Here is a 21137-nt window from a genome sequence, read left to right as displayed (position 1 = left end):
AAAGGAATGCCCGTGACCGACCTACGTAGTGATACTGTCACCCGCCCGAGTCGTGCCATGCTGGAAGAGATGATGGCGGCCCCGGTCGGGGACGACGTCTACGGCGACGACCCTACCGTCAATGCCCTTCAGCAGTATGCCGCTGAACTTTCTGGTAAAGAAGCGGCTATTTTCTTACCGACCGGCACCCAGGCAAATCTGGTGGCGCTGCTAAGCCACTGTCAGCGCGGCGAGGAGTACATCGCAGGCCAGGGCGCGCATAACTATTTATACGAAGCCGGTGGTGCCGCGGTGCTCGGCAGCATTCAGCCACAGCCTATCGACGCCGCGCCGGATGGCACGCTGCCGCTGGACAAAGTCGCCGCTAAAATCAAAGCCGACGATATTCATTTTGCCCGTACCCGCCTGCTCAGTCTGGAAAACACCCATAACGGTAAAGTGCTGCCGCGTGAGTATTTGAAGGATGCCTGGGAATTCACCCGCGGACGAAATCTGGCGCTGCACGTTGACGGCGCGCGTATTTTTAACGCCATCGTCGCCTACGGTTGTGAGCTTAAGGACGTCACCCAATATTGTGACTCGTTCACCATTTGCCTCTCCAAAGGGCTGGGGACGCCGGTCGGGTCACTGCTGGTCGGCAGCCATGATTACATCAAACGTGCGATTCGCTGGCGCAAGATGACCGGCGGCGGTATGCGCCAGGCCGGTATTCTGGCGGCTGCCGGGCTGTATGCGCTCAAAAATAACGTGGCGCGTTTGCAAATGGATCACGACAACGCTGCCTGGATGGCAGAACAATTGCGTGAAGCGGGTGCCGACGTTATGCGTCACGACACCAATATGCTGTTTGTCCGCGTGGGTGAAGAACACGCTGCTGCGCTGGGCGAGTACATGAAATCTAAAGACGTGCTGATTAACGCCTCGCCGATTGTGCGTCTGGTGATGCATCTGGACGTTTCGCGTGAACAGCTTGCTGAAGTCGCCGCTCACTGGCGTGCTTTTTTAAACCGCTAAGGAGACCGGCGTGCCGCAACGGATTTTGGTACTTGGCGCCAGTGGTTACATTGGTCAACATCTGGTAAAAGCGCTCAGCCAGCAAGGGCATCAGGTACTGGCGGCGGCACGTCGCATCGAGCGACTGGACAAACAGCAACTGCCCGGCGTCAGTTGTCATAAGGTTGATTTAAACGAACCAGATACCCTGACACCGCTGCTGGCCGACGTTGATACGGTCTATTACCTGGTGCACGGGATGGGTGAAGGCGGTGATTTTATCGCCCACGAGCGTCAAGTGGCGCAGAATGTCCGCGACGCCCTGCGCCATACGCCCGTCAACCAGCTGATTTTCCTGAGCTCCTTACAGGCCCCCAAGCATGAACAGTCCGATCACCTGCGCGCACGGCAGATAACGGCTGACACGTTGCGCGAATCTGGCGTCCCGGTTACGGAGTTACGGGCGGGTATTATCGTCGGCGCGGGCTCTGCGGCCTTTGAGGTGATGCGTGATATGGTCTACAACCTGCCGGTACTCACCCCGCCGCGCTGGGTACGATCGCGTACCACACCGATTGCACTGGAGAATCTGCTGTACTATTTAGTTGCGCTGCTGGCGCACCCGGCAAACGGCCACCGCGTACTCGAAGCGGCGGGGCCGCAAGTATTAAGCTATCAAGAGCAGTTCGAACATTTTATGGCGGTCAGCGGCAAGCATCGCCTGCTTATCCCCATCCCTTTCCCGACCCGCTGGATTTCAGTGTGGTTTTTAAATGTGATCACCTCGGTTCCACCGACGACCGCCCAGGCGCTGATACAGGGCCTGAAACACGATCTGCTGGCCGATGACACCGAACTGAGGGCATTGATCCCCCAAAAGCTCATCGCCTTTGACGATGCGGTACGCAGCACGCTGAAGGAAGAAGAGAAACTGGTCGACTCCAGCGAGTGGGGATACGACGCGCAGGCCTTTGCCCGCTGGCGACCGGAATACGGCTATTTCGCCAAACAGGCCGGGTTTAGCGTCGAGACATCCGCCAGCCTGAAGGCGCTGTGGCAAGTGGTGAATCGCCTCGGCGGCAAAGAGGGCTATTTCTTTGGCAATATTCTGTGGAAGACGCGCGCAGCCATGGATCTGCTGGTGGGGCATAAACTGGCAAAAGGTCGGCCGGAGCGTCCGCTTTTACAGGTCGGCGATACCGTGGATAGCTGGAAGGTTATTATCGTCGAACCGGAGAAACAGCTAACACTGTTATTTGGTATGAAGGCGCCAGGACTCGGTCGTCTGAGTTTTACCCTGGAAGATAAAGGCGATCGCCGTCGCATTGACGTCCGCGCCTGGTGGCACCCGCACGGTATGCCCGGTCTGTTCTACTGGCTGCTGATGATCCCGGCTCACCTGTTTATTTTCAGGGGGATGGCAAAGCGTATCGCCAAACTTGCAGAACAAATCACAGACTAAAGACAAAAAGAGGCTGTATTCTTTCATGTTTCCCATTGCATACAGGCGTAATTCACGGAAGAATGCGCACGAAGTTCTATTAAACACAGCGGATTGATATGAAGGTACTGGTTACCGGAGCCACCAGCGGCTTAGGCCGAAACGCGGTTGAGTTTTTACGCAAGAAAGGCATCAGCGTCAGAGCTACCGGTCGCAACGAAGCGATGGGTAAGTTGCTGGAGAAAATGGGCGCAGAATTTGTGCATGCGGATTTGACCGAGCTGGTCTCTTCGCAAGCAAAAGTGATGCTCGCAGGCATCGACACGCTATGGCACTGTTCCAGTTTTACCTCGCCGTGGGGAACACAGGAAGCCTTTGACCTGGCTAACGTCCGCGCCACCCGCCGTCTGGGCGAGTGGTCGGTTGCCTGGGGCGTGCGTAACTTTATTCATATCTCCTCCCCGTCGCTCTATTTTGATTATCACCACCATCGCGATATCAAAGAGGACTTTCGACCTCACCGCTTCGCCAACGAATTCGCCCGCAGTAAAGCAGCCGGCGAAGACGTGATTGCGCTGTTAGCCCAGGCCAATCCGCAAACTCGCTTTACGGTACTGCGTCCGCAGAGCCTGTTTGGCCCGCATGATAAAGTTTTTATCCCTCGCCTGGCGCACATGATGCATCACTATGGCAGCGTCCTGCTCCCACACGGCGGCAGCGCACTGGTGGATATGACCTACTATGAAAATGCGATTCACGCGATGTGGCTGGCAAGTCAGGAAGCCTGTGACAATCTGCCATCAGGTCGTGTGTATAACATTACCAACGGTGAGCATCGCACGCTGCGCAGCATCGTGCAGAAGCTGATTGACGAACTGAATATTGATTGCCGCATCCGCTCCGTGCCTTATCCAATGCTGGACATGATTGCCCGCAGCATGGAGCGTCTGGGGAATAAATCGGCAAAAGAACCCAAGCTCACACACTACGGTGTCTCAAAGCTCAATTTTGACTTTACGCTGGACACCACCCGTGCCCAGGAAGAGCTGGGTTATCAGCCTGTCGTGACGTTGGATGAAGGGATTGAGCGTACCGCGGCCTGGCTGCGCGACCACGGTAAGCTGCCGCGTTAACCTTGCCCGTATTTCTCCAGTAGCGCTTCGGCAATGGCCTGCGTTTCGGCATCCGCCACGCCGTTCCACAACGCCGGGCGGAAGTGCATCTGGAACGCCATAATCACCCGCTGCTGTTCACGCGGCGTCAAGTCCGGTTTCACCTCGTAGCCGTAGCGCGACAGCAAATCAAGTAACGATGCGGTGTCCACCGGCGTATGGGGTGCGCGTCCGCCAAGATAAAACGCGACGCGCTGAGCATCCGGCCAGGCGCCAATACCCTGCGCCGCCAGTTCACGCCACGGAAACAGCGGGCCGGGATCGTCTTTACGCTGCGGAGCGATATCCGCATGCGCCACCACGTTCTGCGCCTTGATGTCGTAGCGGGCAATAATGTCCTTTGCAAGCGGGATCAACGCCTGGATCTGCGTCGCTTCAAATGGCGCAAAATATTTCACGCCCGCTGATTTTTGCCAGCCACGGTTTTCCAGTTCAATCCCAATCGACGTGTCGTTAATCCGCGTAGCGCCTCGCCAGAAGCTGATCCCTGCATGCCAGGCCAGATCCTTTTCCGGGACCAGCTGCCAGATCCGCGGCTTGCCGCCGTGCAGCGGTGGTACTGCCGGGATCAGATAGTGCGAGCTGACGTTTTTATCCGTCAGCGTGGCCAGCGATGAGTCAAAATCATCAGCCGTGTAGTGAATTACCAGCACTTTAATGCGTGGATATGCCGCCTGCGCCTGGCGTCGGGTATCCAGTTGATACCCGTTTTTGTCGACAATCCCTGGCTCGCGGGCACAGCCCGTCAGCAACACAGCAAATGCCAGCAGCCATAACAGACGCTTCATCGGCGAGTTTTCACCGCAGTCCCGCTGACGCTCACCATCAGCATGCTGCCATCTTTACCCACGGTTTCGTAATCAATATCAATACCAACGACCGCATCTGCTCCCAACGCTTTCGCCTGTTCGCCGAGTTCCTGAAAGGCAATTTCACGCGCTTTGCGCAGCTCTTTTTCGTATGAGCCAGAGCGACCGCCGACAATATCCCGGATCCCAGCAAAAAAATCGCGAAAGATATTCGCGCCTAAAATCGCTTCACCGGTTACCACACCGCAGTATTCCACGATGCTTTGCCCTTCCAGCGTAGGGGTGGTCGAAAACTGCATGGTATATCTCCTTATTACGCTAACAACGCTGCCTTAAAGCATTATCGAACCGATACCCTATCATTGAAAGGTTCCGATTGTTTAATTTTCAACATGACCGAAATGATGCAGTAAAAATATTATTTCTCAGCACATTCGGACACGCGAACGGAATCAATCAGTGCAGAAAAATTTTTTAATGAGCACATTCCCTGCGTATTTTTCTCATCGCAGGCCGCTAAGGGCAGCACAATTTTTCCGGGAGGCGATTGCAACGACAAAGGTTGCATATCACGCATTTCCTGCAATGTCTGATACATAAAAGAAACCTGCACCCAATCAGAATGATCGCTGACCCGTTTCCACCTTTCGAAAACAAACTCTCCACCCGGCGGCGTATTATCTGGCTGACCGGGCAGAGACACGTTAAGGCCTAATGCCCCGCTGATATTGGCAAGATTGGTGTCATGCCCCGCAATAAACAACAAAGAGACGGGCAACTGAATTGCGTATTTATTTTCTGTTGCCCCCTGTGTTACGAGTGCTGTACGTATCAAATCAAGTAACGGTGTGGCCCTGCTACGGGCAACCTCCGGGGTTTTCTGCAGAAGGTCAAACTGCGCATTGTGCAGACTTAATAATGTACGCCATTCTTTATCGCCATGAATACGCCCCCAGGCCACCTGCGACATCCCTTGTGCTTGTTGCAGCAGGAAGATTTCCGTCAGGGTTGAAGCCAGTCCCCATGAGCCTGACAACGATATATTTTCTGGAGAGACCTTGAGTTCAGCAGGTAAGACGTCGGTTAGCGTACATTGAGCAGGCTGCCCGGCTATTTGACACTTTTCTGACTGGGAGAAATTTAACACCCGCTCCAGGGCTTGAAATGCGGGTTGGTAGTGGCGCGTGTACTCATCAAGACTTCCGCCAGCCCGGGTCAGGATGGCCTCTTTCACCTGCGATGTGTTCAGCGAACACTGCCCCGCCTTGATGGGATTAAAAAGGGGATCAGATTTTGACTTATCTTGTTGATAATGAACCTGTACTTTACATTTCGGGGCCAGTCCTGCCAGGAATGCTTCACCCGTTTTACGGGTACGTTGATCGCTATCGGCAATGACCGCGACCTGCCCTGCCGTTGGACACGTTTTATTATCCAGCAGACCTTTGTCCGCCAGGCGTAAACGTTGATACCGTCCTAACTCAGTAATGAGTGCCCCGCCGCGAGGAGTCAACCACCCCAGAGGAACGTCCCATTGCGGCCAGCGGTCGGGAGTGACTTGCTGCATAAGCGGCGTGAACTTTGTCGGTGCCCTGACGCCATGACGACTGACGATGACAACACGCTCAAGCTGCATTCCGCTCTGTTCATCGGCGCGTAATGAAACAGGGGCCAATATAATCGTTAAGAACAATAAACGAATGATCAGTGTACTCATTACCAGCACCACCTCGTCGTTAATGAATAATCAGAAGCCCGCACACGACAGGACGAACGTCTTATCTTGTCGACAGCCAAATCATCCTACGCCTGTGATAATAAATATCCACCAGGATGAAATACTGGGTTATCGCGTACGGCTGAAATTCACACACTTTTGCCACCGCCTCGTTCACACACGGAAGAGATCACACTTATAGTTTCATTTTGAAATTATAAAAATAAAAAGCACCGCCTCAGCTGGACGGCGATGCTTTAACGCATACTGGATGGTATTTGAAAATTAGATCAACTTAATTTTAATGTCATAACTTTCAAGCCCGGTCATTTTCTCACGAGCGATAAACTGAATATCGGAAACTTCTTTCCCGGTCTTTTTCTTCAGCTCAACAATTTTCTTTGTGATGAACTCAGATATATCCGCTTCAGTTTTATTTTTTAATTTCTCGACGTCCATTATGCACCTCTTCTGGTCTGTAACGGCATCAACGCGCCAGTAGATAGTATTATCTGTATAACCATGGATATCTATAAACTATACGATAAAAAGATTCAATAACCCAGGCGCAACTGGTCATTACACACCCAGAAATTGTTTGCATATTAAACGATAAGAGAGGGGCTGAAGACAGGTTCGCAGTAAACGATGTTCTGGCATCACGACAAAAACGTCAAGATGACGATCTCACGATAAACATGTAGGGTCATCTGTTAAGTCATTAAAAAAGGCCCCTTGAAGGGGCCTAAAAAATTATTTTCTGAAATCCAGCGGAGTCTGGCCGGACTGAATGTACATTGCAACATTATCAAATGTAATCATTTTAGATTTGCAAAAAATACATTTCGCGCCAAACGGATTTCCCTCAGTCACATCGAAGCTCGATGTTCTGTACTGCGAACTATGGCAACATGGGCAGCGAAAGTGAATATGATTAGTAATAATAGTTACCTTAGAGCGCCACAACATTAACAGCGGATGGGCCTTTAGGTCCCTGCTCCACGCTAAACTCGACTTCCTGATTTTCATTCAGCGTTTTAAAGTCGTTACTTTGGATAGCAGAAAAATGCACAAACACATCTTTGCTACCATCTTTGGGCGTGATGAATCCAAAACCTTTCTCAGGATTAAACCACTTAACTAAACCCGTCATTTTATTAGACATATATTTTATTCCTTAATTTGAGCCCTTCGGCATAATTGGTTTTATTACAGAATCGACTTAGTGCTTAGCGGAGTGACTCAAAGAAGGGATAAATGGATAAACCTGAAAATGAGAACTGCGGAAGTAAACTACTTTGTAAATCGTCTGTTATTCAAACCGACTCAACTATTAACGCATGAGCCCAGGAATTAATCAACCCTTATTTTAGCCATCCGGATACCCTGATAGCCTAAGGACTGCTCCGTCATTGTGCACTTATACATACCGTCGCAGTCCGGCTTCCACATTTTGTTGCCTCGTAAATAAGCATGCAGATACGTGGATGGTCTATACACTATAGGGAGCATCCTTGGCGACAACATCATGCCGCAGTTTGATATACTGAACCGAGGTAAGCAGTCAATAGCCACAGATGTACCAGTCGGTGAAATTTGCGAAGTTATGCAAGTAAAAACAAAGTGTTAATCGATTACACAGTCATTGAAAGGATAGAATTTTTCATCGTAGAATACTATTAGTAGAAAGCTAATAAGGAAATCATTATGCGCTACTCGAAACTCTCTCTGTTGGTCCCCTGTGCACTTCTTCTCAGCGCCTGTACCACCGTTACTCCTGCTTATAAAGACAACGGCCCGCGTAGCGGCGCTTGCGTGGAAGGTGGGCCAGACAGCGTGGCACAACAGTTCTATGATTACCGCATTCAGCATCGTAGCAACGACATCACCGCCCTGCGTCCGTACTTAAGTGACAACCTGGCGAAATTGCTGACCGATGCCAGCCGCGATAACTCGCACCGCGAGCTGCTGACCAGCGATCCCTTCTCCAGCCGCACCACCTTACCGGACAGCGCCAGTGTCGCCAGCGCCTCGACCATTCCGAATAGTGATGCACGTAACATTCCGCTGCGCGTAGAGCTTAAGCAGGGTAATCAAACCTGGCGTGATGAAGTACTGATGATCCGTGAAGGCCAGTGCTGGGTCGTGGATGATGTTCGCTATCTGGGTGGCAGTGTACATGCGCCAGCCGGGACGCTGCGCCAGTCTGTCGAAAACCGTTAATCCCGCCATTCATCCGTTCAAATCATAAACCCCATAAATTGTCTGGCATTCTGCATAGAATGCCGACAATTATTCTTGCCCACTGGTGACCCCGCTATTTTGTGCTATGTTTAGAGAAGAATGCGGTTTGCATTTAACTTTTAACGCATAAATATTGCATAACTATTCTGCCAAAGGTAGTATCTGCGGCTTCAATAGCTATCAGACTGCCAGTATACGAGTGTCAATGAGTATTCAATTAAACGGCATTAACTGCTTCTACGGCGCACATCAGGCGCTGTTCGATATCACGCTGGATTGCCCTCAGGGCGAAACACTGGTGTTACTTGGCCCAAGTGGAGCCGGGAAAAGCTCGCTACTGCGCGTACTCAACCTGCTTGAGATGCCGCGTTCGGGCACGCTCTCTATTGCCGGTAACCGTTTCGACTTCACGAAAACACCTTCTGATAAAGCCATTCGCGAACTGCGTCAGAACGTGGGCATGGTCTTTCAGCAATACAATCTTTGGCCGCATCTTACTGTGCAGCAGAACCTGATCGAAGCGCCCTGCCGCGTGCTGGGTCTGAGCAAGGACCAGGCGCTGGCGCGTGCCGAGAAGCTGCTGGAACGTCTGCGACTGAAGCCCTATAGCGATCGTTACCCACTGCATCTTTCCGGCGGCCAGCAACAGCGTGTGGCCATTGCCCGCGCGTTAATGATGGAGCCACAGGTGCTGCTGTTTGATGAACCCACCGCAGCGCTTGACCCGGAAATTACCGCACAAATCGTCAGCATCATTCGTGAGCTGGCAGAAACCAATATTACTCAGGTGATCGTCACCCACGAAGTGGAAGTCGCCCGTAAAACGGCCAGTCGTGTGGTGTATATGGAAAACGGTCATATCGTCGAGTTTGGGAATGCGAGCTGCTTTGCCAACCCGCAAACCGAAGCGTTTAAAAACTATCTCTCTCACTAAGATTCGGGACAATACAATGAAAAAAGTTCTGATTGCCGCGCTAATCGCAGGTTTTAGCCTTTCCGCTACCGCAGCCCAAACCATTCGCTTCGCTACCGAAGCGTCTTATCCTCCGTTTGAATCTATTGATGCTAATAACAACATTGTGGGTTTTGACGTTGACCTGGCAAATGCGCTGTGTAAAGAGATCGACGCCACCTGTACGTTCACTAACCAGGCTTTCGACAGCCTGATCCCAAGCCTGAAATTCCGCCGTTTTGACGCGGTAATGGCCGGTATGGACATCACGCCGGAGCGTGAAAAACAGGTGTTGTTCACCACGCCTTACTATGACAACTCCGCGTTGTTTGTTGGTCAACAGGGTAAATACACCAGCATTGACCAGCTGAAAGGCAAGAAAGTGGGCGTACAAAACGGCACCACGCACCAGAAATTCATCATGGATAAACATCCGGAAGTCACCACCGTTCCGTATGACAGCTACCAGAATGCCAAACTCGACCTGCAGAACGGGCGTATTGATGGCGTCTTTGGTGATACCGCTGTCGTGACCGAATGGCTGAAGGACAATCCGAAACTGGCCGCCGTTGGCGATAAAGTCACCGATAAAGATTACTTCGGTACCGGTCTGGGCATCGCCATGCGCCAGGGCAATACCGAGCTGCAGCAGAAATTCAATGCTGCGCTGGAAAAAGTGAAGAAAGATGGGACGTACGAAACCATCTATAACAAATGGTTCCAGAAGTAATATTAGATGAATGAATTTTTTCCTTTAGCAAGCGCCGCCGGGATGACCGTCGGCCTTGCCGTTTGTGCGCTGATCATTGGCCTGGCTCTCGCAATGTTGTTTGCCGTCTGGGAGTCTGCTAAATGGCGTCCAGTGGCATGGACGGGTTCAGCCCTGGTGACGCTCCTGCGCGGACTGCCGGAAATTCTGGTGGTTCTGTTTATCTATTTCGGTTCCTCTCAGCTGCTGCTGACGCTGGCCGATGGGTTTACGATAAATCTTGGCATCGTGCAGATCCCGGTGCAGATGGAGATCGAAAACTTCGACGTCAGTCCGTTCCTGTGCGGCGTCATTGCGCTGTCATTGCTGTATGCGGCCTATGCGTCGCAAACGCTGCGTGGCGCACTGAAAGCCGTCCCGCTCGGGCAATGGGAGTCTGGTCAGGCGCTGGGGCTGTCCAAAACCGCGATCTTCTTTCGTCTGGTGATGCCGCAAATGTGGCGTCATGCCCTGCCGGGACTGGGTAACCAGTGGCTGGTTTTGCTGAAAGATACCGCGCTGGTAAGCCTGATCAGCGTCAACGATCTGATGCTGCAAACCAAAAGCATTGCCACACGTACTCAGGAGCCGTTTACCTGGTACATCGTGGCGGCGGCCATTTATCTGGTGATAACGCTGTTGAGTCAGTACATTCTCAAACGCATTGACCTGCGCGCGACACGTTTTGAACGGAGACCGGGCTGATGCTTGAGTATTTACCAGAACTGATGAAAGGGCTGCATACCAGCCTGACGTTGACGGTTGCCTCCATCGTGGTTGCGCTGGTCATGGCGCTGATTTTCACCGTCATCCTGACGCTGAAAACCCCGGTGCTGGTGTGGCTGGTACGCGCCTACATTACGCTGTTTACCGGTACGCCGTTGTTGGTGCAAATCTTCCTGATCTACTACGGTCCGGGGCAGTTTCCCGCGCTGCAGGAGTATCCGGTCCTCTGGCATCTGCTGTCAGAACCCTGGCTGTGCGCCTTGATTGCGCTGTCGTTAAACAGTGCCGCGTATACCACGCAGCTGTTCTACGGCGCTATTCGCGCAATCCCGGAAGGTCAGTGGCAATCCTGTGGTGCATTGGGGATGAGCAAGAAAGATACGCTGGCCATCTTGCTGCCGTACGCCTTTAAACGCGCCCTCTCCTCGTACTCCAACGAAGTGGTGCTGGTGTTCAAAAGTACCTCCCTGGCCTACACCATCACGCTGATGGAAGTCATGGGTTACAGCCAGCTGTTGTATGGTCGCACCTATGACGTCATGGTCTTCGGCGCGGCGGGCGTGATTTATCTGATTGTTAACGGCCTGCTGACGTTGATGATGCGCTTAATCGAGCGTAAAGCACTGGCGTTTGAACACCGCAATTAAGTCAATAACTGCATAAAGCTGAATAGTAAAGGCGGACATGTCTCTGGACTGTCCGCTTTTTTTTATTCCACATAAAATATTTAATCATTTTTATTGCATACAAATTCATTAAATGGCATTGTAAATCAACGCCGCAGACACGGTGAATCATCATAAGATTGACAGACGGGAGTTCCACCATGAAAAAGTTAGTCCTGGCCGCATTACTTGCTACCTTCGCCACCGGCGCCTCTGCTGCTGATAAAATCAATTTCGGTGTCTCAGCAACCTACCCGCCATTCGAATCGTTGGATGCCAGCAATAAAATTGTTGGTTTTGACATCGACCTGGCTTCAGCATTGTGCAAACAAATGCAGGCTGACTGTACTTTTACTAATCATGCGTTCGACAGCCTGATCCCCGCGCTGAAATTCAAAAAATACGATGCGGTGATTTCCGGTATGGACATCACGCCAGAACGTAGTAAGCAGGTCTCCTTTACTCAGCCCTACTATGCCAACTCAGCGCTGGTCATTGCGAAAAAAGACACCTATAAAACCTTTGCTGATTTGAAAGGCAAACGTATCGGCATGGAAAACGGCACCACGCACCAGAAATACCTGCAGGATAAACATCCTGAAGTGAAAACCGTGGCGTACGACAGCTACCAGAATGCGATCATTGACCTGAAAAACGGGCGTATTGATGGCGTATTTGGCGACACTGCCGTAGTTAACGAGTGGCTGAAAACCAATCCGCAGTTAGGCGTAGCAACGGACAAAGTAACTGACCCGCAATACTTCGGCACCGGCCTTGGCATTGCCGTTCGCCCGGATAACACCGCGCTGCTGGAAGAACTGAACACCGCGCTGGCCGCCATTAAAGCTGACGGTACCTATCAAAAAATCAGCGATCAGTGGTTCCCGCAGTAATCCCTGCCTTACCTGAAAAAGCCGCAAATCGCGGCTTTTTACGTTTAACGTCCGCGCTTTCGGTCAGTTCTTACGCCATAAACCCATTCCTGGCATACACTTGTTAAAACGATAAAAGTGAGGCAACAGGATGATAGTATTCCCAGCCAGCTTACTGATCCTGAATGGAAAAAGTGCTGATAATCCCCCGCTGCGCGAGGCGATTGCCCTGCTACGCGATGAGGGCGTTGAGATCCATGTGCGCGTCACCTGGGAAAAAGGCGACGCCCGGCGTTACGTTGATGAGGCCCGCCAGTTGGGCGTTGCCACCGTCATTGCGGGCGGCGGTGATGGCACCATCAACGAAGTCTCCACCGCGCTCATCCATTGCCAGGGGGAGGATATACCCGCACTGGGGATTTTGCCGCTGGGAACCGCAAATGACTTCGCCACCAGCGTGGGTATTCCTGATGTTCTGGATAAAGCCTTGAAGCTGGCCATCGCCGGCAATGCGGTTGAAATAGATATGGTGCAGGTCAATGATAAAACCTGTTTTATCAATATGGCGACGGGCGGATTCGGCACGCGGGTCACGACAGAAACACCAGAAAAACTCAAAGCCGCGCTGGGCGGCGTGTCGTACTTTATTCATGGGCTCATGCGCATGGACACGCTGAAGCCCGACAGCTGCGAAATTCGCGGGGAAAACTTTCACTGGCAGGGAGACGCGCTGGTGATCGGCATCGGCAATGGTCGTCAGGCTGGCGGCGGGCAGCAACTTTGCCCCACGGCACTGATCAACGACGGTCTGCTGCAACTGCGCATTTTTACCGGCGATGAGCTTCTTCCGGCGCTACTTTCGGCACTTACCCAATCCGACGACAACCCCAATATTATTGATGGCGCGTCATCTTGGTTTGATATCCGTGCCCCGCATGAAATCACGTTTAATCTCGATGGCGAACCGCTAAGCGGGCAGGAATTTCACATCGAAATCCTCCCCGCCGCGCTGCGCTGCCGGTTACCGCCTGGTTGTCCCTTGTTACGCTAGTACGCCGCCACTTCCCGCGCCAGATCGCGGGAATAGCGCTGGCTGCCGCTTATTAACATCCGGGTATACTCGGTTTGCGCCTCACCGTTGACCAGCGCATCCACGGTGAGCGTTTCAAGAATTTTTCCGTATTGCATCACCGCCACTTTCTGACACAAATGCGCAATAACCCCCAGATCGTGGGTGACCAGCAGATAGGTCAGGCTGGACTCCTTTTGCAATTCAGCCAGCAGGTTAAGAATTTCGGCCTGTACCGATACGTCCAGCGCAGAAGTCGGCTCGTCCAATAACAGTACCTGCGGTTCAAGGATTAGCGCCCGCGCAATCGCCACACGCTGGCGCTGCCCGCCAGAAAGCTGATGCGGATACCGGTCGCGAAATGCCCGGTTCAGACCGACCTTATCCAGCAGCCCGTTAACCCGCCGATCCCGGTCAGCAATGCCGTGGATCAACAGCGGCTCTTCGAGGATATCGCTGATGGTATGCCGGGGATGCAGCGAACCATATGGGTCCTGGAATACCATCTGTACCAGGCGGCAGCGTTCGCGGCGAATACGGTGACCCAGGGCTTGTCCGTCGATCGCCAGTTCACCCTGCCAATGGGTAAACAATCCAGCCAGACACTTCAGTACGGTTGTCTTTCCCGAACCAGACTCTCCAACCAGACCGTAGACCTCTCCGGGCTGAACCCCAAACGTCACGTCATACAGCACCTGATTGCGTTTTTCTCCCTCACCAAATGCCAGGTTCAGATTTTTAACGTCGATCATATCCCCTCCTCACTCAGCCAACTGGCCTGACGTTGCAGCACCGGCAGCACCGCCCGGCGGTTGTGGATTTCTGGCAATGCGCTAATCAGCCCCTGAGTATAGGGATGCTGCGCATGGTGGAGATCGCCTGCAGCGATGGATTCCACCACCCGCCCGGCATACATCACCAGGACGCGATCGCAGAAGCTGCGCACCAGGTTGATGTCATGACTGATAAAAATAAGCCCCAACCCACGCGACTCCACCAGCGAGTCAAGCAGCCCCAACACCTGCAGACGCACCGACACGTCCAGCGCCGAGGTGGGTTCGTCGGCAATCACCAGTTCCGGATCGGTGATTAACATCATCGCGATCATGACACGTTGCCCCTGGCCACCAGAAATCTCGTGCGGATAGAGCTGATACACCCGCTGCGGCTGACGAATACGCACCACCTCCAGCATTTCCAGCGCCCTGGCTTTGGCCTCAGCCTTGCGCCCCGGATGATGGGTAAGCCAGGCTTCGGCAATCTGATCGCCAACGCTCACCACCGGATTAAGGGAGTATTTCGGGTCCTGCATAATCATCGAGATACGCTTGCCGCGAATTTGCCGCATCTGCGCCTCGCTGGCATGGGCTAAATCCACATCGCTAAACTGCATTTTGTCTGCCGTAACCCGTGCTTTTTTCGGATGCAGGTGCAGCAGCGCTCGCCCGACGGTGGATTTACCGGAGCCTGACTCACCCACAATCGCCAGTTTTTCACGTCCGAGTTGAAAGGAGACGCCGCGTACCGCCTGGGTGACCGCGCCGCCGTTGATAAAATCGACGTGCAGGTTACGCACATCAAGCAGAGGCGAATCATTCGCTGCGAGGATCGAGGATGTCACGTAAGCCATCTCCTAAAAAGTTGAACGCCAGGCTGTTGATCAAAATCGCCAGCCCCGGAATAGTCACTACCCACCAGCATTCCATCATGTAGGTGCGCCCGCTGGAGATCATCGCCCCCCATTCCGGATCCGGTGGCTGAGCCCCTAACCCCAGAAACCCAAGGCCCGCAGCGGTCAGAATGATCCCCGCCATATTCATGGTGATACGAATAATCACCGACGGCAGGCATAGCGGTACGATGTGACGCCACAGCACACGTCCTGCCGATGCCCCCTGCAGGCGAACGGCAGAGATAAAATCGGCCTGACGCAACGAGAGCGTTTCCGCACGAGCCAGACGCGCAATCGGCGGCCAGGCGGTCAGCGTAATGGCAATTACTACGTGCTCCAGCCCCGGACCGAGTGCCGCGACAAAGGCCAGTGCCAGTACCAGGCTTGGAAAAGAAATGAAAATGTCGGTGACGCGCATCAGTACCATGTCGACCTTGCCACCGAAGTAACCCGCCGTGACGCCAAGCAGCAGACCGAGCGGCCCTACGGTGACCGACACCAGCAGCACGATATACAGCGTGATGCGCGAGCCATACACCAGGCGGCTAAAGATATCGCGGCCAAACTCATCGGTCCCGAACCAGTGCTGCGCGTTCGGCGCCACCAGCGCACTGTTTAAATCCTGCACCAACGGGTTGTACGGTGCGATAAGCGGGGCAAAAATGGCCACCAGCAGTAACAACGCAATAATTCCGCCGCCAATGGCGGTCAGCGGGTTACGCGCCATCTTGCCCATGAACCCGCGCGCTCGCAGCAGCGCCTGCTTCGCCCGCAGACGTTGTTCGCTATTGCCGCTATCCCGCGGCGTATCCAGAGAAACCGTCATGATTTTGTCCTCGGATCAAAGAATTGATACAGCATGTCGGAGAGCAGATTGAGCATGACGAAAATCACCCCAACCAGCAGCACGCAGCCCATCACCGCATTCATGTCACCCAGCAGCAGGCTGCCGGTTAAATAGGAGCCAAAACCGGGCCAGGAAAAGACGGTTTCAATCAGCACCGCGCCTTCCAATAGCGAACCGTAGGCCAGCGCGACCACCGTGAGCAGTTGCACCAGAATATTGCGAAACGCATGGTTCCAGATGACCTGACGCTCGGTCAGCCCTTTGACGCGCGCGGTGATAATGAACTCCTGTGAAAGCTGCGCCAGCATAAAGCTACGGGTCATACGGCTGATGTAAGCCAGAGAGTGAAAACCCAATAGCGCAGCAGGCAAAACCAGATGATTAATGGCATTCCAGAACACGGTGGCATTACCGGCCAACAGCGCGTCGACGGTCATTAATCCGGTCTGGCGTGGCACCAGCCCGTCCAGTCCGAGATCCAGACGCCCCGCGCCGCCCACCCAGCTTAGCCAGGCGTAGAACACCAGCAGCCCCATCATCCCCACCCAGAAAATCGGTGTGGAATAACCTGCCAGGCTAATGATGCGCACCACGTAATCCGACAGGCTATTGCGTCGTGCCGCCGCCAACACCCCCAGCGGGATCCCCAGACCCGCCCCTACCACAATGGCCATCGTCGCCAGCTCAATGGTGGCCGGGAAAACGCGTACAATGTCATCCATCACCGGCTTACCGGTCAGCAGCGCATTACCCAGATCGCCGTGCAGCAGATTGGTGAAGTAAATACCAAACTGCGCCGCCAGCGATTTATCAAAGCCTAACTGGTGATACACCTGCTGATAGGTACTCTGATCCGCATCAGGTCCCACGATCGCCAGTACCGGGTCGATCGGCATGACGCGACCGATAAAAAAGGTTAGCAGCAGCAATCCAAACAACGTAATTGCCACCTGTATCAGACGGGTCGAGACACGCCGGGCGCGTGAGCCAGGTGCAAGTATGGCAACGCTCATTGTTCACCTCCGGTTTTATACACATCACGCAAAAACGTGGTGGCCGACGGATGCGGCTGATAATTCTGCACCTCACGGCGCACAACGACCGAATCCACCATTTGCGACAGCGGAATTAGCGCAGGAACGAGCTGGTCGTAGCGGGTCTGGATCGCCTGATACGCGCGAGTCTGCGTTTGCGGGTCACGCTCCAGCAGGGCGCTGTCGATCATGTCATTAAGCGGTTTATCGTAGAAACCTGTGCGCCAGCCCTGAAAGTTGGTAAGCCGGGCTGCATCGCTGTTATCCGGGTTATAGACCAGCGCCCGCAGGCTGGAGTGCGGATGCGGTTCCATGCCGCTGCCGCCGCGCCCGACGAGCATGTCAAATTTACGCTCGCGCATTGCGCCGTAGATCTGATTACCGGTTCCGGTGATGATTTTGGCGTTAATACCCGCCTGCATCAGCGTGGACTGCACGGCAATCGCGATATTCTGGAAAGGCTGGTCAGCCAGCACCCGCAGCGTGGTGTCGAAACCGTCCGGGTATCCCGCCTCCGCCAGCAGCTTTTTAGCGCGCGAAATGTCGAGGCGATAGCCGGGGTCAGGCAGCGTGGAGGGCATTCCTGCCTTGATAGGACGCTGATGCAATACGCCGTATCCCGGCATCAGCGCTTTATTGATCCCCTGATAATCAATCAGGTAACGCACGGCTTCACGGACTTTCGGATTGGCGAAGTGTGCCTCCTTCATGCTCATTGCCACGTAATACATCGTGCCTCGCTGGACGGCATCCACGCTCAGGTCAGGATCGCTACGCAGGGCATTGATGTCTGAAACCGCCATATTACTGGCAATATCCAGATCGCCCTTGGCAATCATCAGACGCAGGGTCTGGGATTCCTGAAAATGGCGCAACACCACGCGGCTCATTTTCGCCTCGCCGCGCCAGTAGTTCGGGTTACGCGTCATGCGCAGGACATCTTTCGCCTGCCAGGTATCAAGGGTAAACGGGCCAGACCCGGCTTCATTGGTGGTCAGCCAGTGGTTGCCCCAGTCGTTATTCAGCACATGTTGCTGCACGGTTTTGCTGTCCAGCACGCCGAGATTCCCCAGCGCCCCCAGTGAATAGATAATCAACTGCGGATCGTTGGCTTTGGGCAGCGTGATTTTCACTGTAAACCTGTCCGGGGCGCTGACCTGTTGGTCGATATTTTTTTTGCTAAAGCCGTAGGATTTCCACACCGACGACTGCGCCAGATTCAGGTGCAGGATCCGACGCATCGACCACACCACATCGTCAGCAGTCAGCGGATTACCGGAGTGAAAGGTCACGTCATCGCGCAGATGAAAAGTCAGGGTGGTGCCATCCGGACTGACATCCCAGGATGTCGCCAGCGCGGGTTTCACATGGGTCAACTGGGCAGGATCCAACTCCACCAGCGAGTCATATAAATTCACCACAATGCCCACCACTTCGTTGCCGGTCATGGCGGCAGGATCGAGGGTCAGCAGGTTATTCATGTTCATACCAATGATGAGCTGATCGGGCGGCGTTTTGGCGTACGCCGCACTGCTCCCCATCGACACGGCGAGTGCGAGTAAACACGCGCCCAGTAAGGAAGTTTTTTTCATCTATTGTTTGCCTGTACTGTAGGGTACATATTGCCGGATGACGCTTGGCTTATCCGGCATTTATTGTTTTCAGTCAGTCGTGGCTGACGGTGTTGGCTTCGATATAGGCAAAATTGATGTCTTCCCCCAGACCGGGGCGCTGTGGCAGATGCACAAAACCGTCGGCGTCCATCGGGTCAACAATGCTGTTCAGGTAGGCGGCCGGTTCGTCGTAGTCGAGGAACGGATGCAGCAGGCCGCGCTCGTACCAGCGACAGTTTCGAATCGCGCCAATCACCGCGAGGCTCGCCGCACCGTTGCCGTGTACTTCGCAGTCCATGCCAAACGACTCGGCCAGGTTGGCCACTTTCAGGGTGGGCGAGATCCCCCCCACACCGTTGGCACCAGCACGTAAAATGTCGCATGCGCCCGCCTTCACCCAGTCCGCGCGGCTGTGGTGTTTTCCACCGAGGCTTTCCGGACCAATGATCGGAATGGAGAGATTTTCGGCAAGCCAGGCGTAAGACGCCATGCTCTCTTCTTCCATCGGCTCTTCAAACCAGGCAAAGTTGAGTTTTTCCAGTTCCTTGCCGATGTACAGCGCTTCTGTACGGCTGTACCAGTGATAGCCGTCGATCATCAGATCAATATCCGGTCCGACCGCCTCGCGCACGGCGGCGCAGGCTTTCACATCCATCTTCGGATTTGGCGCGAAGGAGACCGGCGGCATCCAGGTATGCAGTTTGACCGCCTTATATCCACGAGCGACCAGTTTTTCGGCAAAACAGGCATATTCTTCCGGCGTCGACAGTCCGCCGGGCAGATCGTCACCACACATGGTGCTACCGTAGGCCGGGACCTTATCGCGAAAACCACCCAGCAGCTTGTAGACCGATATGTTGAGCTTGCGGCCTATCAAATCCCACAGCGCCTGCTCAACAAAAGACAGCGCGCGTTCGGTCAGTTGATGCGCGCTTCCCCGCTGCCAGTGCACCATATCCTGCCAGATGCGCTCCCGATTAAACGGGTCCTGACCGACCATCACTTTGCGAAAAAAGGTATTCACCACAAACGGGCGCACCACTTCCGGCGGTGCAAACGAATACCCCTGGGTTCCGTCATCGGCGGTAATGGTCAGCATGGCCATTTTGGCGAGGCTTTCCGGCCCCGGATGGGAATGTCCGGCGGTATCAGAAACCCGGCGGGTGGGATACTGGAAGACGGAGACATTGATAGCTTCAATTTTCATTATTGGGTCCTTAGCGCAACTTTGAAATGCTGTTTCACATCTAAATGTATGTGCAAAAAAGCAACTTTGCCTCGGACATTCCGCGCTAAGGCATGACTATTTTCTGTGCAAGTGCACAGGGAGAGGTGATGCTTTTCACAAAAGGCAGGAGAAACGTGAGGTAGATCGGACTAATATTGCGATTATACTGAAATGATATTTTGAATTTAATTTTTCAAGAAACGCGGGTTGCCGCGACATGACCACAACCCGCGATAATTTACGCAATGGTCACTTTGTTATCCAGATAAACGTCCTGCACGGCGTTAATCAACTTAACACCATCTGCCATGGTTTTCTTGAACGCTTTACGTCCGAGGATCAGACCCATACCACCGGCACGCTTGTTAATTACCGCCGTGCGCACCGCATCGCTGAGATCGGTTTCGCCCCCTGCCGCACCGCCGGAGTTAATCAGCCCGGCGCGGCCCATATAGCAGTTCGCCAGTTGATAACGCACCAGGTCAATCGGGTTGTCGCTGGTCAGCTTGCTGTAGACGCGATCGTCGGTATAGCCAAAGTTAACGGCCTTATACCCGCCGTTATTTTCCGCCATTTTCTGCTTAACAATATCCGCCCCGATGGTGGCCGCCAGGTGGTTTGCCTGCCCGGTCAGGTCGGCGGAAACGTGATAATCCACCCCGTCTTTCTTAAATGCGGAGTTGCGCAGATAGGCCCACAGCACCGTCACCATCCCCAGTTCATGCGCACGTTCAAACGCTGCAGAAATCTCTTCAATCTGACGACGCGATTCCTCGGAGCCAAAATAGATCGTAGCCCCGACCGCCACCGCGCCCATATTGAATGCCTGCTCCACACTGGCATACAGCGTCTGGTCAAAGGTATTCGGGTAGCTGAGCGTTTCGTTGTGGTTAATTTTTACGAGGAACGGAATACGGTGTGCATAGCGACGAGATACGGAAGCCAGCACGCCGTAGGTCGACGCCACGCAGTTACAGCCCGCTTCGATAGCTAGCTCCACAATATTCTTCGGATCAAAGTACAACGGGTTGGCGGCAAACGAGGCTCCGGCGGAATGCTCCACGCCCTGGTCGACCGGCAGAATCGACAGGTATCCCGTGCCAGCGAGTCGGCCCGTGTTGTACAGCGTCTGCATATTACGCAGCACGGCAGGCGGGCGATTATTGTCTACCATCACGCGGTCGACGTAATCATGCCCTGGCAGGTAAAGTTGGTCAGAAGGAATGGTCATACAACGATGCTGTAAAAGGTTGTCGGCATCTTTGCCAAGCAACTGCGCAATATCAGTCATAGCTATGCTCCCGTAAGTTCCGGTTGGATACCGGAATGTGAATT

23 protein-coding genes are annotated in these 21137 nt (G+C 53.7%); 10 read left to right on the top strand and 13 right to left on the bottom strand.

From position 1 onward, the window contains the following. The first annotated feature begins 12 nt into the window (after window positions 1-12). The 3 genes from ltaE to AC3ITF_RS08110 all read left to right on the top strand — a co-directional run bounded on the left by ltaE (window position 13) and on the right by AC3ITF_RS08110 (window position 3567). A complete protein-coding gene (ltaE, locus tag AC3ITF_RS08120; RefSeq protein WP_489176302.1) occupies window positions 13-1014 on the top strand; it encodes a low-specificity L-threonine aldolase in 1002 nt (333 codons plus the stop codon). Window positions 1015-1024: 10 nt separating this feature from the next. Then, complete coding sequence (locus AC3ITF_RS08115; RefSeq protein WP_117343251.1) at window positions 1025-2455, top strand: SDR family oxidoreductase; 1431 nt, start codon at window positions 1025-1027, stop codon at window positions 2453-2455. 98 nt (window positions 2456-2553) lie between these two features. Further along, window positions 2554-3567 carry an NAD-dependent epimerase/dehydratase family protein gene (locus AC3ITF_RS08110; RefSeq protein WP_096756546.1) on the top strand — a complete coding sequence of 338 codons (1014 nt, stop codon included), beginning with the start codon at window positions 2554-2556 and terminating at the stop codon, window positions 3565-3567. On the opposite strand, the gene AC3ITF_RS08105 is transcribed toward AC3ITF_RS08110, so the two are convergent. The 6 genes from AC3ITF_RS08105 to cspG all read right to left on the bottom strand — a co-directional run bounded on the left by AC3ITF_RS08105 (window position 3564) and on the right by cspG (window position 7297). After that, window positions 3564-4394 carry an N-acetylmuramoyl-L-alanine amidase gene (locus tag AC3ITF_RS08105; protein WP_146717006.1) on the bottom strand — a complete coding sequence of 277 codons (831 nt, stop codon included), beginning with the start codon at window positions 4392-4394 and terminating at the stop codon, window positions 3564-3566. The genes AC3ITF_RS08110 and AC3ITF_RS08105 overlap by 4 nt on opposite strands. Further along, window positions 4391-4714 (bottom strand): heavy metal-binding domain-containing protein, encoded by a 324-nt coding sequence (locus tag AC3ITF_RS08100; RefSeq protein WP_096756544.1) that lies wholly within the window; start codon window positions 4712-4714, stop codon window positions 4391-4393. The genes AC3ITF_RS08105 and AC3ITF_RS08100 overlap by 4 nt, the downstream gene beginning before the upstream one ends. Window positions 4715-4833: 119 nt before the next feature. Then, entirely contained in the window at window positions 4834-6132 is a 1299-nt protein-coding gene (locus AC3ITF_RS08095) for an AppA family phytase/histidine-type acid phosphatase (protein WP_489176301.1), read from the bottom strand. Between the two features lie 285 nt (window positions 6133-6417). Continuing rightward, the gene (locus AC3ITF_RS08090; RefSeq protein WP_096756542.1) at window positions 6418-6591 is read right to left on the bottom strand and encodes a GnsA/GnsB family addiction module toxin; all 174 of its coding nucleotides are present in this window, start codon (window positions 6589-6591) and stop codon (window positions 6418-6420) included. A 294-nt stretch (window positions 6592-6885) separates the two neighbouring features. Continuing rightward, window positions 6886-7074, bottom strand: coding sequence for a cold shock small protein YmcF (gene ymcF, locus AC3ITF_RS08085; protein WP_489176434.1), 189 nt, complete (start codon window positions 7072-7074; stop codon window positions 6886-6888). Window positions 7075-7084: 10 nt separating this feature from the next. Then, on the bottom strand, window positions 7085-7297 hold the full coding sequence (cspG, locus tag AC3ITF_RS08080) for a cold shock protein CspG (protein WP_046479624.1): 213 nt from the start codon (window positions 7295-7297) through the stop codon (window positions 7085-7087). Between the two features lie 542 nt (window positions 7298-7839). Here cspG and AC3ITF_RS08075 point away from each other — a divergent pair. From AC3ITF_RS08075 to yegS, 7 genes are all read left to right on the top strand, one after another. Continuing rightward, on the top strand, window positions 7840-8355 hold the full coding sequence (locus tag AC3ITF_RS08075) for a lipoprotein (protein ID WP_115258065.1): 516 nt from the start codon (window positions 7840-7842) through the stop codon (window positions 8353-8355). Between the two features lie 226 nt (window positions 8356-8581). After that, on the top strand, window positions 8582-9310 hold the full coding sequence (gene artP / locus AC3ITF_RS08070) for an arginine ABC transporter ATP-binding protein ArtP (RefSeq protein WP_096756540.1): 729 nt from the start codon (window positions 8582-8584) through the stop codon (window positions 9308-9310). A 16-nt stretch (window positions 9311-9326) separates the two neighbouring features. Further along, the gene (gene artI / locus AC3ITF_RS08065) at window positions 9327-10058 is read left to right on the top strand and encodes an arginine ABC transporter substrate-binding protein ArtI (RefSeq protein ID WP_096756539.1); all 732 of its coding nucleotides are present in this window, start codon (window positions 9327-9329) and stop codon (window positions 10056-10058) included. A gap of 6 nt (window positions 10059-10064) precedes the next feature. Next, window positions 10065-10781: an arginine ABC transporter permease ArtQ gene (artQ, locus tag AC3ITF_RS08060; protein ID WP_096756538.1), complete on the top strand. Its 717-nt coding sequence runs from the start codon at window positions 10065-10067 to the stop codon at window positions 10779-10781. Next, entirely contained in the window at window positions 10781-11449 is a 669-nt protein-coding gene (gene artM / locus AC3ITF_RS08055; RefSeq protein WP_096756537.1) for an arginine ABC transporter permease ArtM, read from the top strand. Before artQ ends, artM begins: the two co-directional genes overlap by 1 nt. Before the next feature lie 179 nt (window positions 11450-11628). Continuing rightward, entirely contained in the window at window positions 11629-12360 is a 732-nt protein-coding gene (gene artJ, locus AC3ITF_RS08050; RefSeq protein WP_489176300.1) for an arginine ABC transporter substrate-binding protein ArtJ, read from the top strand. Window positions 12361-12490: 130 nt separating this feature from the next. Continuing rightward, on the top strand, window positions 12491-13390 hold the full coding sequence (yegS, locus tag AC3ITF_RS08045) for a lipid kinase YegS (protein ID WP_489176299.1): 900 nt from the start codon (window positions 12491-12493) through the stop codon (window positions 13388-13390). Here yegS and AC3ITF_RS08040 read toward each other — a convergent pair. The 7 genes from AC3ITF_RS08040 to fbaB form a co-directional block, all read right to left on the bottom strand. Continuing rightward, window positions 13387-14160 carry an ABC transporter ATP-binding protein gene (locus tag AC3ITF_RS08040; RefSeq protein WP_137399523.1) on the bottom strand — a complete coding sequence of 258 codons (774 nt, stop codon included), beginning with the start codon at window positions 14158-14160 and terminating at the stop codon, window positions 13387-13389. The two genes, yegS and AC3ITF_RS08040, sit on opposite strands and share 4 nt — an antisense overlap. After that, window positions 14157-15029, bottom strand: a complete 873-nt coding sequence (locus AC3ITF_RS08035) for an ABC transporter ATP-binding protein (protein ID WP_115258062.1) — start codon at window positions 15027-15029, stop codon at window positions 14157-14159. The genes AC3ITF_RS08040 and AC3ITF_RS08035 overlap by 4 nt, the downstream gene beginning before the upstream one ends. After that, complete coding sequence (locus AC3ITF_RS08030; RefSeq protein WP_096756532.1) at window positions 15001-15906, bottom strand: ABC transporter permease; 906 nt, start codon at window positions 15904-15906, stop codon at window positions 15001-15003. The genes AC3ITF_RS08035 and AC3ITF_RS08030 overlap by 29 nt, the downstream gene beginning before the upstream one ends. Then, a complete protein-coding gene (locus AC3ITF_RS08025; RefSeq protein WP_137362658.1) occupies window positions 15903-16940 on the bottom strand; it encodes an ABC transporter permease in 1038 nt (345 codons plus the stop codon). Before AC3ITF_RS08025 ends, AC3ITF_RS08030 begins: the two co-directional genes overlap by 4 nt. Beyond that, window positions 16937-18553: an ABC transporter substrate-binding protein gene (locus tag AC3ITF_RS08020; RefSeq protein ID WP_489176298.1), complete on the bottom strand. Its 1617-nt coding sequence runs from the start codon at window positions 18551-18553 to the stop codon at window positions 16937-16939. The genes AC3ITF_RS08025 and AC3ITF_RS08020 overlap by 4 nt, the downstream gene beginning before the upstream one ends. 73 nt (window positions 18554-18626) lie before the next feature. Continuing rightward, complete coding sequence (locus AC3ITF_RS08015; RefSeq protein ID WP_489176297.1) at window positions 18627-19781, bottom strand: mandelate racemase family protein; 1155 nt, start codon at window positions 19779-19781, stop codon at window positions 18627-18629. A gap of 259 nt (window positions 19782-20040) precedes the next feature. Next, window positions 20041-21093: a class I fructose-bisphosphate aldolase gene (gene fbaB, locus AC3ITF_RS08010; protein ID WP_005129139.1), complete on the bottom strand. Its 1053-nt coding sequence runs from the start codon at window positions 21091-21093 to the stop codon at window positions 20041-20043. Between the last annotated feature and the right edge of the window lie 44 nt (window positions 21094-21137).

This window comes from Citrobacter sp. KH_055_1 (genome assembly GCF_057838705.1).
This window is presented reverse-complemented; position numbering and strand designations above follow the sequence as displayed.

Excerpts from the sequence above, each read along its gene's own strand:
- AC3ITF_RS08110 (WP_096756546.1), top strand. The coding sequence starts at position 2,554 with ATGAAGGTACTGGTTACCGGAGCCACCAGCGGCTTAGGCCGAAACGCG.
- AC3ITF_RS08105 (WP_146717006.1), bottom strand. The coding sequence starts at position 4,394 with ATGAAGCGTCTGTTATGGCTGCTGGCATTTGCTGTGTTGCTGACGGGC.
- AC3ITF_RS08100 (WP_096756544.1), bottom strand. The coding sequence starts at position 4,714 with ATGCAGTTTTCGACCACCCCTACGCTGGAAGGGCAAAGCATCGTGGAA.
- AC3ITF_RS08095 (WP_489176301.1), bottom strand. The coding sequence starts at position 6,132 with ATGAGTACACTGATCATTCGTTTATTGTTCTTAACGATTATATTGGCC.
- AC3ITF_RS08090 (WP_096756542.1), bottom strand. The coding sequence starts at position 6,591 with ATGGACGTCGAGAAATTAAAAAATAAAACTGAAGCGGATATATCTGAG.
- cspG (WP_046479624.1), bottom strand. The coding sequence starts at position 7,297 with ATGTCTAATAAAATGACGGGTTTAGTTAAGTGGTTTAATCCTGAGAAA.
- AC3ITF_RS08075 (WP_115258065.1), top strand. The coding sequence starts at position 7,840 with ATGCGCTACTCGAAACTCTCTCTGTTGGTCCCCTGTGCACTTCTTCTC.
- artP (WP_096756540.1), top strand. The coding sequence starts at position 8,582 with ATGAGTATTCAATTAAACGGCATTAACTGCTTCTACGGCGCACATCAG.
- artI (WP_096756539.1), top strand. The coding sequence starts at position 9,327 with ATGAAAAAAGTTCTGATTGCCGCGCTAATCGCAGGTTTTAGCCTTTCC.
- artQ (WP_096756538.1), top strand. The coding sequence starts at position 10,065 with ATGAATGAATTTTTTCCTTTAGCAAGCGCCGCCGGGATGACCGTCGGC.
- artM (WP_096756537.1), top strand. The coding sequence starts at position 10,781 with ATGCTTGAGTATTTACCAGAACTGATGAAAGGGCTGCATACCAGCCTG.
- artJ (WP_489176300.1), top strand. The coding sequence starts at position 11,629 with ATGAAAAAGTTAGTCCTGGCCGCATTACTTGCTACCTTCGCCACCGGC.
- yegS (WP_489176299.1), top strand. The coding sequence starts at position 12,491 with ATGATAGTATTCCCAGCCAGCTTACTGATCCTGAATGGAAAAAGTGCT.
- AC3ITF_RS08040 (WP_137399523.1), bottom strand. The coding sequence starts at position 14,160 with ATGATCGACGTTAAAAATCTGAACCTGGCATTTGGTGAGGGAGAAAAA.
- AC3ITF_RS08030 (WP_096756532.1), bottom strand. The coding sequence starts at position 15,906 with ATGACGGTTTCTCTGGATACGCCGCGGGATAGCGGCAATAGCGAACAA.
- AC3ITF_RS08025 (WP_137362658.1), bottom strand. The coding sequence starts at position 16,940 with ATGAGCGTTGCCATACTTGCACCTGGCTCACGCGCCCGGCGTGTCTCG.
- AC3ITF_RS08020 (WP_489176298.1), bottom strand. The coding sequence starts at position 18,553 with ATGAAAAAAACTTCCTTACTGGGCGCGTGTTTACTCGCACTCGCCGTG.
- AC3ITF_RS08015 (WP_489176297.1), bottom strand. The coding sequence starts at position 19,781 with ATGAAAATTGAAGCTATCAATGTCTCCGTCTTCCAGTATCCCACCCGC.
- fbaB (WP_005129139.1), bottom strand. The coding sequence starts at position 21,093 with ATGACTGATATTGCGCAGTTGCTTGGCAAAGATGCCGACAACCTTTTA.